Here is a 16,993-nt window from a genome sequence, read left to right on the forward strand (position 1 = left end):
CGTTCTTTCGTTCTGATTATTTTTTGCCGCCGGTTTTAGTCCCGATCACTCGAACCAGACCCCCATTGGCCCCCGGCACCGATCCCTGGACGAGGAGCAGGTTGTTGCCTGCATCCACCCGGATGACTTTCAGGTTTTTGGCATGCACCTTCTTGCCGCCCATGCGGCCTGCCATCTTCTGGCCCTTCAACGTGCGCCCGGGATAGGTGTGCATGCCGATGGAACCGCCGCCGCGGAACGACTCGTGCGTGCCGCGCGATGCAGGCTGCCCGCGGAAGTTGTACCGCCGGACCACACCCGAAAAACCGCGTCCCTTCGAAACGCCGATCACATTCACCAACTCGCCTTCGGCGAACGCATCCACCTTGAGCGGCTGACCCATGGCGTCGTCAGCCACTTCCATGTCGCGGAACTCTGCCAGCACGCGGCCGGGTTCGGCCTTAACCTTATTGTAAAAACCCTGCAAAGGCTTGTTGGTGTGCTTGGGTTTGCGCTGGCCGTAGGCCACCACCACGGATTCATATCCGTTCTTGCTTGCGGTGCGCTTGTCAACGGGCACGCACCGCTCGACCTGGATCACGGTCACGGGAACGCAGTCCCCGTTCTCCACGAATATCTGGGTCATTCCCAATTTCTTACCGAGCAAACCTTTCATAATCCCCGATCACCTACAGTTTGATTTCAATGTCCACGCCACCGCTGAGGTCCAGCTTCATGAGCGCGTCAACGGTTTGAGGAGTGGGTTCGAGTATTTCCAGAATCCGTTTATGGGTCCGGATCTCGAACTGCTCCCGCGATTTCTTGTCCACATGCGGGGACCGCAGAACGGTCCAGCGGTTCCTTTTTGTCGGCAGAGGAATGGGGCCGATGACGCGGGCGCCGGTGCGCTTGGTCGTCTCGACGATTTCTCCGACCGACCAGTCCAGCAGCTTGTGGTCGTAGGCCTTCAGTTTGATTTTGATCTTCTGATCGCTCATTATTCCGTAATCTCGCTGACAATTCCTGCGCCTACAGTCCGGCCGCCTTCACGAATTGCGAACCGCAACTCTTTGGCCATTGCCACAGGGGTGATCAAATCCACCTCGAAGGTGACGTTGTCGCCCGGCATGACCATCTCCACGCCTTGGGGCAACGTTACAACGCCCGTGACGTCGGTGGTGCGGAAGTAAAACTGGGGACGGTAGCCGTTGAAGAACGGAGTGTGACGTCCACCTTCTTCTTTCGTCAGAATGTACACTTCGGCTTTGAACTTCGTGTGCGGCGTGATGGAACCGGGCTTGGCCAGAACCTGGCCGCGCTCGATGTCATCGCGCTTGGTGCCGCGCAGCAGACAGCCGACGTTGTCGCCCGCCTGCCCGTCGTCCAGCAGCTTGCGGAACATTTCAACACCGGTGACGGTGGTCTTGGTGGTCGGCCGGAAACCCACGATCTCGACTTCCTCACCCACCTTGATGACGCCGGTCTCAATACGGCCGGTAGCAACCGTGCCACGACCGGAGATGCTGAAGATATCCTCGATCGGCATCAGGAACGGCTTGTCGATCGGGCGTTCCGGGACCGGGATGTCCGCGTCGCACGCATCCATCAATTCCCAGATGCACTTGGTCTTTTCGTCGTCCTCGGCGTTTTCCAGAGCCTGCAGGGCGCTGCCGCGAACCACGGTGATGTCATCGCCGGGAAACTCATACTTGTTGAGCAACTCGCGCACTTCCAGCTCAACCAGGTCCAGCAGTTCCGGGTCATCCACCATGTCGCATTTGTTCATGAACACGACGATCTTGGGCACGCCGACCTGACGGGCCAGCAGGATGTGCTCGCGCGTCTGCGGCATGGGGCCGTCGGTCGCGCTCAGAACCAGGATCGCGCCGTCCATCTGCGCCGCGCCGGTGATCATGTTCTTGACGTAGTCGGCATGACCGGGACAATCCACATGCGCATAGTGACGCTCTTTGGTCTGGTATTCCACGTGCGCGATGGCGATGGTGATGCCGCGCTCTTTTTCTTCCGGGGCCTTATCGATCTGGTCAAACGCGATACTCGACGCCATCCCTTTTTTCGAAAGAACTTCGGTGATGGCCGCTGTGAGCGTGGTTTTACCATGATCGACATGACCGATGGTTCCGATGTTCACGTGGGGTTTATCTCTCACAAATTTTTCTTTTGCCATACCGATTCACTCCATAAATGATGAATGCATTGTTCCGATTTTTTATTTATTTATACGGTTACTTCACTCGAGGTGCCGGTGGACTTGGCGATCAGCTCTTCCGCAATCGCATTCGGCACCACGTCATATTTCAAAAATTCCATGGAATAGTTGGCCCGGCCCTGGGTGTTCGACCGAAGATCGGTGGAATACCCGAACATGCCGGCCAACGGCACTTCACAGCGCACAATCTTGGCGCCGGCCCGGTCACCCAGGTCCTTCACCTTGCCGCGCTTCGAATTGAGATGCCCGATCACATCACCCATGAACTCTTCGGGCGTGACCACTTCCACATCCATAACAGGCTCCAACAGCACCGGAGTGGCTTTTCGTGCCGCCTCGCGGAAGGCAATGGACGCACAGATCTTGAACGCCATCTCGGAGGAGTCCACGTCGTGATACGAACCGTCATTCAACGTGACCCGGACATCCACCATGGGATAGCCGCACAACACGCCGCGGTCCATCGACTCCTGAACCCCTTTCTGCACTGCGGGAATGTACTCTTTCGGAATGGAGCCACCGACGATCTTGTTGACGAACTCAAAGCCTTCGCCCGCCTTGCGGGGCTCGACCTGAATCTCAACATGGCCGTACTGGCCGCGGCCGCCGGTCTGTTTGATGTATTTGTGGGAATGCTCAATCGTTTTGGTGATGGTTTCGCGGTACGCCACCTGCGGCTTGGACACGCTCACATCCAGATTGAACTCGCGCTTCATGCGATCCACCAGAATCTCCAGATGCAACTCGCCCATGCCGGAAATGATGGTCTGCGAAGTCTCCTTATCCACCTTCACTTCAAACGTGGGATCTTCCTGCTGCAACTTGATGAGACAATCGGAAAGCTTCTCCTGCTCCGGCTTCGTCTTGGGCTCGATGGCCACGGAAATAACGGGCTGCGGAAAGGAAATGGCTTCCAGAATAACGGGATGATCTTCAACACACAGGGTGTCGCCGGTGAACGTCTTCTTGAACCCGATCGCCGCGGCAATATCGCCGGCGCCGACCACATCCACTTCCTCGCGCTTATTGGCATGCATGCGCAACAGACGCCCCACGCGCTCTTTTTGATTCTTGGTCGAATTGTACAGATAGGTGCCGCTCTTGAGCTGACCGGAATACACCCGGAAATACGCAAGCTGACCGACAAAGGGATCGGTCATGATCTTGAACGCGAGCGCCGCCAGCGGCTTGCTCTCATCCACCGGGCACGCCACCTCTTCCTGCGTGTTGGGGTTCTCGCCGACCACCGCCGGAACCTGGTCCGGGGCGGGCAGGTAGTTGACCACCGCATCGAGCAGTTGCTGCACACCTTTATTCTTGAACGAGGCGCCGCAGAAGATCGGCGTGAACGCCAGATTGAGCGCGCCCTTGCGCAGCGCAGACCGGATTTCCGCTTCCGTCATCTCTTCACCGGCCAGATACTTTTCCATCAGCGCTTCATCCACATCCGCCAGCGCTTCGAACAGATGATCGCGATACTCCTGCGCCTGCTCAAGGTACTCTTCCGGGATCTCCACGGTGTCGTACACTTCGCCCTTACCCTGCTTGTCGGAATAAACGTTGGCCTTCATGGTGACCAGATCGATGAGACCGATGAAATCCGCCTCCGAACCGATCGGCAGCTGCACAGGCACCGGATTGGCATTCAACCGATCCTTCATCTGCTTGACGCAACCCAGGAAGTCGGCGCCGGCACGATCCATCTTATTCACAAACCCGATGCGCGGAACCTTGTATTTGGTGGCCTGACGCCATACCGTTTCCGACTGCGGCTCCACACCGCCCACGGCACAGAACACACCCACGGCGCCGTCCAGAACACGGAGCGAACGCTCCACTTCCGCGGTGAAATCGACGTGGCCCGGGGTATCAATGATATTGATCTGATGCTCCAGCCAGAAACACGTGGTGGCGGCGGAGGTGATGGTGATGCCGCGCTCCTGCTCCTGCTGCATCCAGTCCATGGTGGCGCTGCCCTCATGAACTTCACCGATCTTGTGGCTCTTGCCGGTGTAATAAAGGATGCGCTCGGTCGTCGTGGTCTTGCCCGCGTCGATGTGCGCGATGATGCCGATATTTCGAATTTGACTGATCTTGGGTTTCTTACTCATAACACCTATTGCAACCTATGACCGCATTACCAGCGGTAGTGGGCGAACGCCTTGTTGGCTTCGGCCATTCTATGAACATCTTCCTTTTTCCGGATCGCGCCGCCGGTGCTGTTGTACGCATCGACCAACTCATCGGTGAGCTTGTCCGCCATGGAGCGCCCCGCGCGTCCCCGCGCATTGCTGATCAACCAGCGGATGCTCAGCGCCGTGCGCCGGCTGGAGTTGACCTCCACCGGAACCTGGTAGGTGGCGCCGCCGACACGGCGGGACCGGACTTCCAGCATCGGCGCGGCATTGTCCACGGCCTTCTTGAAAACCCGAATAGGCTCCTCGCCGCTGACCCGCTTGGCGATGTTGTCCAGCGCGGAATAAAACATGCGCTCGGCCACGCTCTTCTTACCCTGCTTCAGGAGACTGTTGACAAACCGGGCGACCAGAATATCGTTGTATTTCGGGTCCGGCAGGATCTCTCGTTTTTCCGCTTCACGTCTTCTTGCCATAACTGTGTCAAATTCCGATCAGGTTTTCTTCGGTTTCTTGGCGCCGTACTTGGAACGGCTCTGCATGCGGTTGGCCACGCCCAGCGTATCCAGGCTGCCGCGCACAACATGGTAACGAACACCCGGCAGATCCTTAACACGGCCACCGCGGATCAGTACGATCGAGTGTTCCTGGAGATTATGCCCGACACCCGGAATGTAACTCGTCACTTCCATTCCGTTGGTCAACCGGACGCGCGCCACTTTACGCAATGCCGAATTGGGCTTCTTTGGAGTGGACGTGTAAACGCGCACGCACACTCCGCGTTTTTGCGGACACGATTTCAAAGCCGGCGACGCCGTCTTTTCCACCGGCTGACGCCGGCCTTTTTTGACCAATTGATTTATGGTCGGCACAATAAAGCTCTCCCGATAGAAGGACCAACTTTTAAAACAAGACCCAGTTGCCCCATCCTCAACTATTTGAATTTGTTGGAATGTTCAGAGTATGTCTGTAGTAGGCCGAAAAGTCTGGATTTTATCACTCTCGGGCTGGGAGTCAAGGGAATTTTCCCTTATTTTTTTCCTACTCCACCGTGGCCGGAGTTTCCTCTTCTTCTGCAGGCTTCGACTCTTCCACTTCCTCGAATTCCGGCTCCTCAATACGGATGCCGCTGTAAGCGCGGCAGCCGGTTCCGGCCGGAATGAGCCTACCCATGATCACATTTTCTTTCAACCCGAACAGCCGGTCTTCCTTGCCGCTGACCGCCACTTCCGTCAGCACCCGCGTGGTCTCCTGAAAGGAGGCGGCGGAGATGAAACTCTCCGTGCTCAAGGACGATTTGGTGATCCCCAAAAGGACCGGCAAACCCTGGGCTGCCTTGCCTTTTTCTTTAATGATTTCCTGGTTCTTCTCATTGAAAACCTTGCGCGTCACCTGCTCGCCGATCAGCAGATCGGTGTCGCCGGGCTCATCCACCTGCAGGTGGCGGAGCATCTGCCGGACAATGACCTCGATGTGCTTGTCGTTGATGGCCACACCCTGAAGCCGGTAAACTTCCTGAACCTCGTTGACCAGGTACTTCTGCAATTCGTTTTCACCCAGAATGCGCAGGATGTCGTGCGGGTTGGCAGCGCCGTCCATCAGCGCCTCCCCGGCCTGCACCTCGTCGCCCTCATGGACGTTGATGTGCTTGCCGCGCGGGATCAGGTATTCCCGTTCCTCGCCGCTTTCGTTGACGACCACGACCTTGCGCATGCCCTTGACGAACCCGCCGAACTTGACCGTACCGTTGATTTCGGAAATGGTCGCCTGCTCGTGCGGCTTGCGGGCTTCAAACAGTTCCGCGACCCGCGGCAGACCGCCGGTGATGTCCTTCGTTTTCGCCGTCTCGCGCGGAATCTTGACGATGACGTCACCGGCATTGACCGGGTCGCCTTCGTTGACGTTGATATGCGCGCCGGCAGGCAGGATGTAGCGCCGGACCGTCTCTCCCTTGGCATCCTTGATCGAAATACGCGGCTGCCGCTTTTCGTCGCGGTGGCTGATGATGACCTTGGTCGAAAGACCGGTGATCTCGTCGAAGTCTTCCTTCATGGTGATGCCTTCCACCACATCGCCGAACGCGATGGTGCCTTCGACCTCGGTGAGGATCGAGTTGGTGTACGGATCCCATTCGACCAGTGTCTGGTTTTCGTGAACTTCCTGTCCGTCGTGCACCTTCAGCTTGGCGGCATAGACGATGGAATATTTTTCTTTTTCGCGGCCGTTCTCGTCCTGCACCACCAGGCTGCCGTTGCGGTTCATGACGATGATCTCGCCGCGCTGGTTGCGGATGGTGCGCAGACCCTGGTATTTGACGATGCCGCCCTTCTTGGTGCTGAGCGTGGTCTGCTCGACGACGCGGCTGGCGGTACCACCGATGTGGAACGTCCGCATGGTCAGCTGCGTGCCCGGTTCGCCGATGGACTGTGCGGCGATGACGCCGATGGGCTCACCGATCTCAACCCAGTCGTTGGTCGCAAGATTGCGGCCGTAACACTTCACACACAACCCCTGCTTGGATTCACAGGTCAGGTTGGAACGGATGTGGATGCTCTCGATGCCCGCGTTTTCGATGGCCTCGACCACCGCCTCATCGACCATCTCGTTGGCCTTGACCAGCACTTGATTGGTGAACGGATCGAGCACGTCTTCCAGGCTGGTGCGGCCGAGGATGCGCTCGCCCAAAGGCTGAATGATCTCGCCCGCTTCCACCAGCGAGGACAGCATGATGCCGCGCAGGGTGCCGCAATCTTCTTCGGTGATGATGATATCCTGCGCCACGTCCACCAGCCGCCGGGTCAGGTAACCGGAGTTGGCGGTCTTGAGCGCGGTGTCGGCCAGGCCCTTGCGCGCGCCGTGGGTGGAGATGAAGTACTGGATCACCGACAGGCCTTCGCGGAAGTTGGCGGTGATGGGCGTCTCGATGATTTCACCGGACGGCTTGGCCATCAGGCCACGCATGCCCGCCAACTGGCGCAACTGCTGCGAACTGCCGCGCGCGCCGGAATCGGCCATGATGAAAATGGAGTTGAAGTCCTTGGCCTCGACACCTTTTACGATGTTTTCGTCCTCGACTTCCAGCTCGCGGAACATTTCCTCGGAAACGCGCTCGGTGACGTGCGCCCAGATATCGATGACCTTGTTGTACCGTTCGCCGTTGGTGATGAGGCCGTCGCGGTACTGGTTGTAAACCCGCATCACTTCATCGCCGGCCTTGTTGACCAGCTCTTCCTTGGCTTTCGGAATCCGCATGTAGTTGGTGGAGATGGACAGGCCCGCCACGGTGGCGTAATGAAATCCGAGGGATTTCACTGCGTCCAAAAGCTTCACCGTCTTTTCCCGGCCCACGATCTGGTACGACGTGGAGATCAGGTTCGACAGGGTCTTCTTGTTCAATTCCTGGTTGACCAGCGCGAACGGCAACTCTTCCGGCAACACTTCATAAATGAGCACGCGTCCGGTGGTGGTGACCTCAAGGCTGCCGTCGATCTCCACCATCATCTTGGCCTGCAGGTGCAGCTCGCCGTGATCGTACGCGGCGCGCACTTCACGCAGGTTGGAGAACACGCGGCCTTCGCCGGCAACGGCGCCGCGGATCTTGGTCATGTAGTAACAACCGAGCACGATGTCCTGACTGGGCACGGCGATGGGTTTGCCGTTGGCCGGGGACAACACGTTGTTCGGCGCCATCATCAACAGCTTGGCTTCGACCTGCGCTTCCATCGACAACGGCACGTGCACCGCCATCTGGTCGCCGTCGAAGTCGGCGTTGAACGCGGTACAGACCAGCGGATGAATGCGGATCGCCTTGCCCTCGATCAGCACGGGTTCGAACGCCTGAATGCCGAGGCGATGCAGGGTGGGCGCGCGGTTCAACAGCACCGGATGCTTCTGGATGACTTCTTCCAATACTTCCCATACCTCGGCGCGTTCCTGCTCGACCATCTTCTTCGCGGTCTTGATGGTGGCGGCATAGCCTTTCTGTTCGAGCCGGTTGAAGATGAACGGCTTGAACAATTCGAGCGCCATCTTCTTCGGCAGGCCGCACTGGTGCAGCTTAAGCTCGGGACCGACCACGATAACGGAACGGCCGGAGTAATCGACGCGCTTGCCGAGCAGGTTCTGACGGAACCGGCCCTGCTTGCCTTTGAGCATGTCGCTCAGCGATTTCAGCGGACGTTTGTTGGTGCCGCGCAGGGTGCGGCCGCGGCGGCCGTTGTCGAACAGGGCCGACACCGCTTCCTGCAGCATGCGTTTTTCGTTGCGGATGATGATCTGCGGCGCCTTGAGTTCCATCAGCCGTTTGAGGCGGTTGTTGCGGTTGATGACGCGGCGGTACAGATCATTGAGATCGGACGTGGCGAAACGGCCGCCGTCCAGAGGCACCAGGGGGCGCAACTCCGGCGGAATGACAGGCACGACGCTCAGGATCATCCACTCCGGCCGGTTGCCGGATTTGCGGAAGGCCTCGATGATCTTCAGACGCTTGGCGATCTTGCGCTTGTTGAGCACCGACGTCGTCTTCGCCAGGTTCTCCTTCAACTGTTCGGCGGTGGCGTCGAGGTCGAGGTTCTTCAGCATTTCGTACACCGCTTCGGAACCGACCATCACCTTCAGGCCGTGCGGGTATTCGATCTCCGCTTCGCGGTACTCGGCTTCGCTCAACAGCTGGCCGGGTTTGAAATCCGATTCGCCCGGATCGACCACCACGTAATTTTCAAAATAGATGATGCGCTCGAGTTCCTTGAGCGTGAGATCCAGCACGTGACCGATGCGGCTCGGCAGCCCCTTGAAGAACCAGATGTGCGCCACCGGGCTGGCCAGCTCGATGTGGCCCAGCCGCTCGCGGCGGACCTTCGACAGAATGACTTCCACGCCACACTTCTCGCACACCACCCCCTTGTGCTTCATGCGTTTGTACTTGCCGCAGTTGCACTCCCAGTCCTTGACCGGTCCGAAAATCTTGGCGCAGAACAGGCCGTCCCGCTCCGGCTTGAAGGTCCGGTAATTGATGGTTTCGGGCTTTTTGACTTCCCCGTACGACCAGGACCGGATTTTCTCCGGCGAGGCCAACCGCACGCGGATGGCGTCGAACATGATCGGATTCTTGGGTTTTTCAAAAATGTTCAGGGTATCCACAAGCGTGGTCTCCTAAATGAAAGTTTATTTAAAAATTCGTTTCCGAACAGGAAGTCTCTCCTGCACCCCGGCGGCCGTCGCTATTTGGCGGTTTCAATCAGTTCCACGTCGATGGCCAGGCTCTGCAACTCCTTGACCAGAACGTTGAACGATTCGGGGAGGCTCGGCGTCAAGTTGGTGTCGCCCTTGACAATGGCCTCGTACATCCGCTTGCGGCCTTCGACATCGTCGGACTTGACGGTCAACATCTCCTGCAGGGTGTAGGCGCCGCCATACGCTTCCAGCGCCCAGACCTCCATTTCACCCAGACGCTGTCCACCGAACTGCGCCTTGCCGCCCAGGGGTTGCTGGGTGACCAGCGAGTACGGTCCCGTGGAGCGCGCGTGGATCTTGTCATCCACCAGGTGATGCAACTTGAGCATGTAGATGTAACCGACCATGACCTTCTGCTGAAACGGCTGACCGGTGCGCCCGTCGCACAGGGTGACTTCGCCGGTGGGCGAGCATCCTGATTCGATGAGCATCCTGCGGACATCGTCTTCCTTCGCACCGTCGAAAACCGGTGTCGCCAGGAACTTGCCGCTGGCCTTGGCCGCCATGCCGAGGTTGGTTTCGAATATCTGACCGACGTTCATGCGGGACGGAACGCCGAGCGGATTGAGAATCAGCTCGATCGGCGTGCCGTTGTCCATGAAGGGCATGTCTTCTTCCGGAACGATATTGGAGACGACGCCCTTGTTCCCGTGACGGCCGGCCATTTTGTCGCCCACCTGAAGCTTGCGTTTCATGGCAACGAACACCTTGACCAGCTTGATCACGCCGGGGGCCAGGTCGTCGCCTTTCTTCAGCTTGGCGATTTTGTCGTTCATCATGGTTTTGAGGATGTGAATCTGATCCTTGCTGCCATCCTCAATCTGCTGCAACTCATTGGCGTCCACATCCTTGGCCGGAATCTTCGCCATGTCCTTGGAGGCAACCTTGGCGAGGTCTTCGGCGGTCAACACCTGCCCCTTGGTGAATGCCTTGCGGCCCACCGTGGCGGCCTTGGTCACCGTCTTTCCGACCAGCATGGACAGCAGACGCTTTTCGGTCTCGCTCTTGACGATTTCGATTTCATCGCTGAAATCCTTCTCGATCCGGGAGATTTCATCTTCCTCGATCGACAGGGTGCGGGAATCCTTATCGATGCCTTTGCGCGAAAACACTTTGACGTCGATGACGATACCCTGAATGCCCGGCGGCACGCGCAGCGAGGTGTCGCGCACGTCTCCGGCCTTTTCACCGAAGATGGCTTTCAGCAGTTTCTCTTCCGGGCTCAACTGGGTTTCGCCCTTGGGCGTGATCTTGCCCACGAGGATGTCGTTGGGCGCCACCGAAGCGCCGATGCGGATGATGCCGCTCTCGTCCAGGTTGCGCAACGCTTCCTCGCCGACGTTCGAGATGTCGCGGGTGATGTCTTCCTTGCCCTGCTTGGTGTCGCGGGCCTCGACTTCGAACTCCTCGATGTGAACGGAGGTGAACACGTCTTCCTTCACCACCTTCTCGCTGATGACGATGGCGTCCTCGAAGTTGTAGCCTTCCCACGGCATGAACGCGACCAGCACGTTGCGTCCCAGAGCCAGCTCACCCAGGTCCGTGGACGGACCGTCGGCGATGACCTGCCCCTTCTTCACCTTCTCACCGGCCTGCACGAGCGGGCGCTGGTTGATGCAGGTGTTCTGATTGGAACGCTGATACTTGGCCAGCGTGTAAATGTCCACGCTCGAATCCAGCACGCCCTTCTTCTTCTGCTGGCCCTGCGTGCGCACCACGATGCGGGATGCATCGGAACTGATGACCTCACCGTCGTTTTCCGCCACCATCACGGCGCCGGAATCGCGGGCCACCACTTCTTCCATGCCGGTTCCGACCAGCGGCGCTTCGGTTTGCAACAGAGGCACCGCCTGGCGCTGCATGTTGGAACCCATGAGCGCGCGGTTGGCGTCGTCGTTTTCCAGAAACGGAATCAACGACGCGGCGACGCTGATCAACTGCTTGGGCGAAACGTCCATGAGGTTGATCTTTTCACGCGGGGACAGGATGAAGTCGCCGCCCTGCCGGGCATCCACGATCTCGTTGACAAAACTATTTTTGTCGTCGAGCTCGGCATTGGCCTGCGCGATGACGTAATCGTCCTCCACCATGGCGTTGTGGAACTCCACCGAGTCGCCGACCTTGCCGTCCGCCACGCGCCGGTACGGAGTCTCGACGAAACCGTAATCGTTCACCCGGGCATACGTGCTGAGGGAAGCGATGAGACCGATGTTCGGTCCCTCAGGCGTTTCGATGGGACAAATGCGTCCGTAGTGAGTGGGATGCACGTCGCGCACTTCAAACCCGGCGCGTTCGCGCGTCAGGCCGCCTGGCCCCAGGGCGCTCAAGCGACGCTTGTGCGTGACCTCGGACAGCGGGTTGGTCTGGTCCATGAACTGCGACAACTGACTGCTGCCGTAAAACTCTTTGATCGCCGCGGTGACCGGTTTCGAATTGATCAGGTCGTGCGGCATGGAGACTTCCAGATCCTGGATGGACATGCGCTCGATGATGGCGCGCTCCATGCGCACCAGCCCGACACGGAACTGGTTCTCCAAAGATTCCCCGACGGCGCGCACGCGGCGGTTGCCCAGATGGTCGATGTCATCCACCACACCGATGCCATTGCGCAGGTCCACCATGTAACGGATGACGGCGATGAGATCCTCGCGGGTCAGCAGCCGGTTTTCCAGCGGCACGTCGAGACCGAACTTCTGGTTCATCTTGATGCGGCCGACGACCGACAGGTTGTACCGTTTCGGATTGAAAAACAAATTGTAGAACAGCGTCTTCGCGATTTCCGTGGTCGGGGGATCGCCGGGACGCAGGCGTTTGTAGATTTCGCGGATGGCTTCGTCCGGGTCGGCGATCTTCGCCTGCGCCAGGGTGTCGCGGATGGTGGTGTCGGGATTTTCCTCATCAACCGCCAGGATGGAGAATTCCGAGACGTTGTTCTTGGCCAGCACGGCCAGGGTCTCCGGCGTGATCTCGGTATTGGACTCGAGCAGCACTTCGCCGGTTTCCTTGTCCACGATGTCCTGCGCCAGGTAGCCGCCGATGAGGGTTTCCTTATCCACTTCCACACGCTGCGCCTTGCTCATGCGGCGCAGTTTCTTGGCCTGCAGCGGCACGATCTTTTTGCCGGACTTGACCAGCACGTCCTCGGATTTCGGATCGATGACGTCTTCCAGCACCTTGATGCCGCACATCAGGCCCTTGCTGCCCATGAAGTACCGGTCGTCCTTGACGAGGCGGGTCACCTTTTCCACATCATAAAATGCGGCCAGAACCTCTTCCTGACCCATGCCGAAAGCGCTGAGCAGAACCGTTGCCGGCAGCTTGCGGCGGCGATCGATCTTGACGTGCAGGATGTCTTTGATGTCGAATTCGAAATCGAGCCAGGAACCGCGATCGGGAATGACACGGGCGCTGTACAGGATTTTTCCGCTGACGTGGCTGCGTCCCTTGTCATGCGCGAAAAACGCACCGGGCGAACGGTGCATCTGGCTGACAATGACGCGCTCGACGCCGTTGATCATGAACGTGCCGGTGGGACCCATGACCGGAATCTCGCCCAGAAAAATCTTCTGTTCCTTGACTTCCTTGACGGAATTGATGGTGACTTCGGGAACTTTGGTTTTCTGCAAAAGCTCGATGACGGCGTCATCGATTTCGGTACGCGACGGAATGAGCGACTTGCCCGTCTCCGGGTTCTTCACTTCCTCAACGAGGTACTTGCCAGGAAGCTCCTTGAGCATGCGCGCGTTGAGCTCGACCTTTTCCCGCTGGAACAACACCATGCGGACCATGATTTTGATCGGGTCGGAGTAGGTCAGGCCCTTTTGCCGGCATTCGGCGAGCTTGTACTTTTCCTTATAGGTCGCTTCCTGACCGCAGGCATCGCACACCACTCCGACGCCGCCGAGTTCCTTGTACTCGCCGCAGGCACACTCCCACACGCCGACCTCAAACCCCACGTAATCGATACGGGCGTTGATATTCAGGTCGGAAATGGGGAACACATCCCGGAACACTTCCTCCAGCCCCTGGTTCTTACGGTCCTCGGGGGCCGTCTCGGTCTGCAGAAAATACTCGAAGGACTTCTTTTGTATTCCAATCAGGTTGGGAATCTCGATGACCGCAGGGATCCGGGAGAAGTCCAACCTTTCACGAACGGTGCTTGTGGTTCGATCGGTGGTTTTGATAGACATAGATTTAATCCAGTCCCCTGTTAAAGATTAATGGCCATACCCCTCCTATTTTTAGAAGGCAATAGGCATTACTTAATCTCAACAGTCCCACCCGCCTCTTCGACCTTCTTCTTGATCTCTTCGGCCTCTTCCTTCTTCACACCTTCCTTGATCGCCTTGGGAGCCGCTTCCACCAGGTCCTTGGCGTCTTTCAGACCCAGGCCGGTGATGCCGCGCACTTCCTTGATGACCTGGATTTTCTTGTCACCGGCTGCCGTCAGAACCACGTCAAACTCGGTCTTCTCTTCTACTGCCGCGCCCGCGTCGCCGCCGCCTGCCGGGGCCGCCATCATAGCCGGAGCCGCAGCGGTCACACCGTACTTATCTTCCAACTCTTTCACAAATTCCGACATTTCCAGGACCGTCATGCTGTCGATGAAGGAAACGACGTCCTCTTTCGTGACTGCCATTGCAATCTCCTTTCAGGTATAAAACGCTTATTCAAATAATTTTCGAAAAAATTCCGTTCGCCTGTTTGTTTCCGGGACCACTCAGCCCTGTTTGGCCTTGTGTTCGCGGACGGCATCCAGAGTGCCCACCAGCTTCCGCTGCAGACTGGCGAATACACCCACAAAATTGCGGGTCGGTCCCTGGAAGACCGAGAGCATCTGCGATATCAACACTTCTTTCGACGGCAGGTTCGACAACGCCTTGACCTGCTCCGCCGTCACCGCCTGACCGTCCACAATCCCGCAAACCACCTGCGGGGTTTTATCCACACCCGACTTGGCAAAGTCCGACAGCGCTTTGGCGGGCGCCACTTCATCGTCAAAACTGACGACAATGGACATGGGCCCTTCCCACGAACTGTCGAGCACTTCAAACGGCGTGTTCTTCGCCGCAATCCGGGCCAACGTGTTCTTGATGACCTTGAACTCCAGAGACCGCTCGCGCATGTGCAAGCGAAGCTGGGCCATGTGCGCCGCCGACAGACCCTGATAATTGGTCAGGACCGCCGACTTGGCCTTGGCGAACACTCCGTTCAAACGTTCAATCTCTTGATCTTTTACTGGTGTCGGCACAACGTGCTTCCTTTCTTTCGCTTCAATCCTTCAACGGATCGACATCCGCACCACCCGCAGGCAGCCGGTCAGTTCACCGAATACGCCACTTTGACGCCGGGTCCCATGGTGGTGGACAACGACACGCCGCGAACGTACAAGCCCTTCGCCGTCGCCGGCTTCATGCGCACCAGCGTGTTCATGAATTCCTTGAAATTTTCCGCCAGGTCTTCCACCGAAAAACTGGACTTGCCGACCGAGGCGTGCACGATTCCCGATTTGTCCACGCGGAAATCCACTTTACCCGCCTGAATCTGTTCGATCGCTTCCTTGACATCAAAGGTGACCGTGCCGGTCTTCGGGTTGGGCATCAGGCCACGCGGCCCCAGCACCTTACCCAGCTTGCCGACGGTGCCCATCATGTCCGGCGTGGCCACAACGCGGTCGAAATCCATCCACCCTTCCTGGATCTTCTTGACCATGTCCTCGCCACCGACAAATTCCGCGCCCGCTTCTTTGGCTTCCATTTCCTTCTCGCCCTTGGCAAACACCAGCACGCGGAACTTCTTGCCGGTTCCCTTGGGCAACACCACGCTGCCGCGGATGTTCTGGTCCGCCTTGCGGGGATCGACGCCCAGCTTCACCGCCACATCCACAGACTGGTCGAACTTGAGCTGAACTCCGTTTTTGGCGATATCCAGCGCTTCCTCGAGTGCGTAACGCTGATTGCGGTCGATCTTTTCAGCCGCCGCCTTATACTTTTTTCCTTGCCTGGCCATGCTGAATCCTTTCCTAATCCGTAACCTTGATGCCCATGCTGCGCGCTGAGCCTTCAATGATCTTCATCGCCGCATCCACATCGTAGGCATTGAGATCGGCTTTCTTGATACCGGCGATCTCTTTAACCTGCGCCCGGGAGACCGCCCCCACCCCTTCCTTGCTGGGGTTCTTCGATCCCTTGGCGATGCCCGCGGCCTGCTTCAACAACACGGAAGCCGGCGGCGACTTGGTGATAAAACTGAAACTGCGGTCCTCATACACCGTAATGACGACCGGGATGATCATGCCTTCCTGGCCCTGCGTGGCGGCATTGAACGCCTTACAGAAATCCATGATGTTGACGCCGTTCTGACCCAGCGCCGGTCCGACGGGGGGCGAAGGCGTCGCCTGCCCGGCGGGGATCTGCAACTTGATCAGCGCCTTGACTTTCTTTTTAGTGGCCATCTCTTCTCAACCTTTCGATTTCGTGCTGCTCAAACTTTCTCGATCTGCGGAAACTCCAGCTCCACCGGCGTCGCCCGGCCGAAAATGGAAACCATGACCTTCACCTTGCCCTTGTCGTGGTTGACTTCCTCCACGGTGCCGTTGAAGTTCATGAACGGACCATCGATGACCCGCACACCCTCTCCCTTTTCAAACTGGAACTTCGGCTTCGGTCGCTGGGACTCGCCCTTGACCTGATCCATGATCTCCTTGACTTCATCCTGAGACAGAGGCGTCGGCTCCGTGCCACCCAGAAACCCGGTGACCTTCGGCGTGTTCTTGATCAGGTACCAGACATCCTGATCCATATCGACGCTGATCAACACGTAGCCGGGGAGAAACTTCCTCGAACTGACCTTCTTCTTGCCCTGCCGGACCTCCACAACTTCTTCCGTGGGAATGACGATCTCACCCAGCCTGTCGCGAATGCCCGCATGCGCGAACCGGTCCTCCAGACTCAACTTGACTTTATTCTCGTACCCGGAATAGGTATGGATCACATACCAATCCTTGTCTTTGGCCACGACGTCTTCCATATCCCCTTTCAACCGGCAATCATGCCCTGAACGATTTTGGAAAGGATCGTGTCCACGATCCACAAGAACAGGCCGATGAAGGCCACAACGGCAAATACCACCATGGTTCCGCCCACCGCCTCTTTGCGTGAAGGCCAGGTCACCTTCCTGACTTCCGCCCTGACTCCAGACAAAAATTCTTTACTCTTAGTCAGCATGATCCACCCAACTTAAAATGTACGCAGGCCAGGAGGGATTCGAACCCCCAACCCCTAGATTTGGAGTCTAGTGCTCTAACCAATTAGAGCTACTGGCCTATCTCATTCCTAAAAAGGCCACCAGAGGAGGAAGCCCGCACACGGCAAATCCTCGCCGGTCTCCCAACACAACCCGACCCGGCGGACGATTG

At 57.9% G+C, this 16,993-nt stretch carries 14 protein-coding genes and 1 tRNA gene; all 15 read right to left on the reverse strand.

The genetic code is table 11. The features are described 5' to 3' along the window. Nucleotides 1–16: 16 nt before the first annotated feature. Complete coding sequence (gene rplC, locus QML71_RS12555; RefSeq protein ID WP_282012272.1) at nucleotides 17–655, reverse strand: 50S ribosomal protein L3; 639 nt, start codon at nucleotides 653–655, stop codon at nucleotides 17–19. A gap of 13 nt (nucleotides 656–668) precedes the next feature. Next, nucleotides 669–977 (reverse strand): 30S ribosomal protein S10, encoded by a 309-nt coding sequence (rpsJ, locus tag QML71_RS12560; protein WP_282012273.1) that lies wholly within the window; start codon nucleotides 975–977, stop codon nucleotides 669–671. Then, nucleotides 977–2,167, reverse strand: coding sequence for an elongation factor Tu (gene tuf, locus QML71_RS12565; RefSeq protein ID WP_282012274.1), 1,191 nt, complete (start codon nucleotides 2,165–2,167; stop codon nucleotides 977–979). Before tuf ends, rpsJ begins: the two co-directional genes overlap by 1 nt. A 50-nt stretch (nucleotides 2,168–2,217) precedes the next feature. Beyond that, complete coding sequence (fusA, locus tag QML71_RS12570; protein WP_282012275.1) at nucleotides 2,218–4,320, reverse strand: elongation factor G; 2,103 nt, start codon at nucleotides 4,318–4,320, stop codon at nucleotides 2,218–2,220. 26 nt (nucleotides 4,321–4,346) lie between these two features. Further along, nucleotides 4,347–4,820: a 30S ribosomal protein S7 gene (gene rpsG / locus QML71_RS12575; RefSeq protein ID WP_282012276.1), complete on the reverse strand. Its 474-nt coding sequence runs from the start codon at nucleotides 4,818–4,820 to the stop codon at nucleotides 4,347–4,349. An 18-nt stretch (nucleotides 4,821–4,838) separates the two neighbouring features. Continuing rightward, nucleotides 4,839–5,216 carry a 30S ribosomal protein S12 gene (gene rpsL / locus QML71_RS12580; RefSeq protein ID WP_237099650.1) on the reverse strand — a complete coding sequence of 126 codons (378 nt, stop codon included), beginning with the start codon at nucleotides 5,214–5,216 and terminating at the stop codon, nucleotides 4,839–4,841. A 169-nt stretch (nucleotides 5,217–5,385) separates the two neighbouring features. Next, entirely contained in the window at nucleotides 5,386–9,441 is a 4,056-nt protein-coding gene (gene rpoC / locus QML71_RS12585) for a DNA-directed RNA polymerase subunit beta' (RefSeq protein ID WP_345742353.1), read from the reverse strand. Nucleotides 9,442–9,563: 122 nt separating this feature from the next. After that, complete coding sequence (rpoB, locus tag QML71_RS12590; RefSeq protein ID WP_282012278.1) at nucleotides 9,564–13,766, reverse strand: DNA-directed RNA polymerase subunit beta; 4,203 nt, start codon at nucleotides 13,764–13,766, stop codon at nucleotides 9,564–9,566. A 68-nt stretch (nucleotides 13,767–13,834) separates the two neighbouring features. Continuing rightward, nucleotides 13,835–14,215: a 50S ribosomal protein L7/L12 gene (gene rplL, locus QML71_RS12595; RefSeq protein WP_282012279.1), complete on the reverse strand. Its 381-nt coding sequence runs from the start codon at nucleotides 14,213–14,215 to the stop codon at nucleotides 13,835–13,837. Nucleotides 14,216–14,296: 81 nt separating this feature from the next. After that, nucleotides 14,297–14,827 (reverse strand): 50S ribosomal protein L10, encoded by a 531-nt coding sequence (gene rplJ, locus QML71_RS12600; RefSeq protein ID WP_282012280.1) that lies wholly within the window; start codon nucleotides 14,825–14,827, stop codon nucleotides 14,297–14,299. A gap of 68 nt (nucleotides 14,828–14,895) precedes the next feature. Beyond that, nucleotides 14,896–15,585: a 50S ribosomal protein L1 gene (gene rplA, locus QML71_RS12605; RefSeq protein ID WP_282012281.1), complete on the reverse strand. Its 690-nt coding sequence runs from the start codon at nucleotides 15,583–15,585 to the stop codon at nucleotides 14,896–14,898. A gap of 13 nt (nucleotides 15,586–15,598) precedes the next feature. Continuing rightward, the gene (gene rplK, locus QML71_RS12610) at nucleotides 15,599–16,030 is read right to left on the reverse strand and encodes a 50S ribosomal protein L11 (protein ID WP_282012282.1); all 432 of its coding nucleotides are present in this window, start codon (nucleotides 16,028–16,030) and stop codon (nucleotides 15,599–15,601) included. Between the two features lie 29 nt (nucleotides 16,031–16,059). Next, entirely contained in the window at nucleotides 16,060–16,605 is a 546-nt protein-coding gene (nusG, locus tag QML71_RS12615) for a transcription termination/antitermination protein NusG (protein ID WP_282012283.1), read from the reverse strand. Between the two features lie 8 nt (nucleotides 16,606–16,613). Beyond that, entirely contained in the window at nucleotides 16,614–16,802 is a 189-nt protein-coding gene (secE, locus tag QML71_RS12620; RefSeq protein WP_282012284.1) for a preprotein translocase subunit SecE, read from the reverse strand. A gap of 24 nt (nucleotides 16,803–16,826) precedes the next feature. After that, nucleotides 16,827–16,901: transfer RNA gene (locus QML71_RS12625), tRNA-Trp, on the reverse strand. Nucleotides 16,902–16,993 lie beyond the last annotated feature (92 nt).

It is taken from the genome of Nitrospina watsonii (genome assembly GCF_946900835.1).
Classification (GTDB): domain Bacteria; phylum Nitrospinota; class Nitrospinia; order Nitrospinales; family Nitrospinaceae; genus Nitrospina; species Nitrospina watsonii.

What these genes read in the sequence shown, in the direction of transcription:
- rplC (WP_282012272.1), bottom strand. Translation starts at nt 655, where the DNA reads ATGAAAGGTTTGCTCGGTAAGAAATTGGGAATGACCCAGATATTCGTG.
- rpsJ (WP_282012273.1), bottom strand. Translation starts at nt 977, where the DNA reads ATGAGCGATCAGAAGATCAAAATCAAACTGAAGGCCTACGACCACAAG.
- tuf (WP_282012274.1), bottom strand. Translation starts at nt 2,167, where the DNA reads ATGGCAAAAGAAAAATTTGTGAGAGATAAACCCCACGTGAACATCGGA.
- fusA (WP_282012275.1), bottom strand. Translation starts at nt 4,320, where the DNA reads ATGAGTAAGAAACCCAAGATCAGTCAAATTCGAAATATCGGCATCATC.
- rpsG (WP_282012276.1), bottom strand. Translation starts at nt 4,820, where the DNA reads ATGGCAAGAAGACGTGAAGCGGAAAAACGAGAGATCCTGCCGGACCCG.
- rpoC (WP_345742353.1), bottom strand. Translation starts at nt 9,441, where the DNA reads ATGTTCGACGCCATCCGCGTGCGGTTGGCCTCGCCGGAGAAAATCCGG.
- rpoB (WP_282012278.1), bottom strand. Translation starts at nt 13,766, where the DNA reads ATGTCTATCAAAACCACCGATCGAACCACAAGCACCGTTCGTGAAAGG.
- rplL (WP_282012279.1), bottom strand. Translation starts at nt 14,215, where the DNA reads ATGGCAGTCACGAAAGAGGACGTCGTTTCCTTCATCGACAGCATGACG.
- rplA (WP_282012281.1), bottom strand. Translation starts at nt 15,585, where the DNA reads ATGGCCAGGCAAGGAAAAAAGTATAAGGCGGCGGCTGAAAAGATCGAC.
- rplK (WP_282012282.1), bottom strand. Translation starts at nt 16,030, where the DNA reads ATGGCCACTAAAAAGAAAGTCAAGGCGCTGATCAAGTTGCAGATCCCC.
- nusG (WP_282012283.1), bottom strand. Translation starts at nt 16,605, where the DNA reads ATGGAAGACGTCGTGGCCAAAGACAAGGATTGGTATGTGATCCATACC.
- secE (WP_282012284.1), bottom strand. Translation starts at nt 16,802, where the DNA reads ATGCTGACTAAGAGTAAAGAATTTTTGTCTGGAGTCAGGGCGGAAGTC.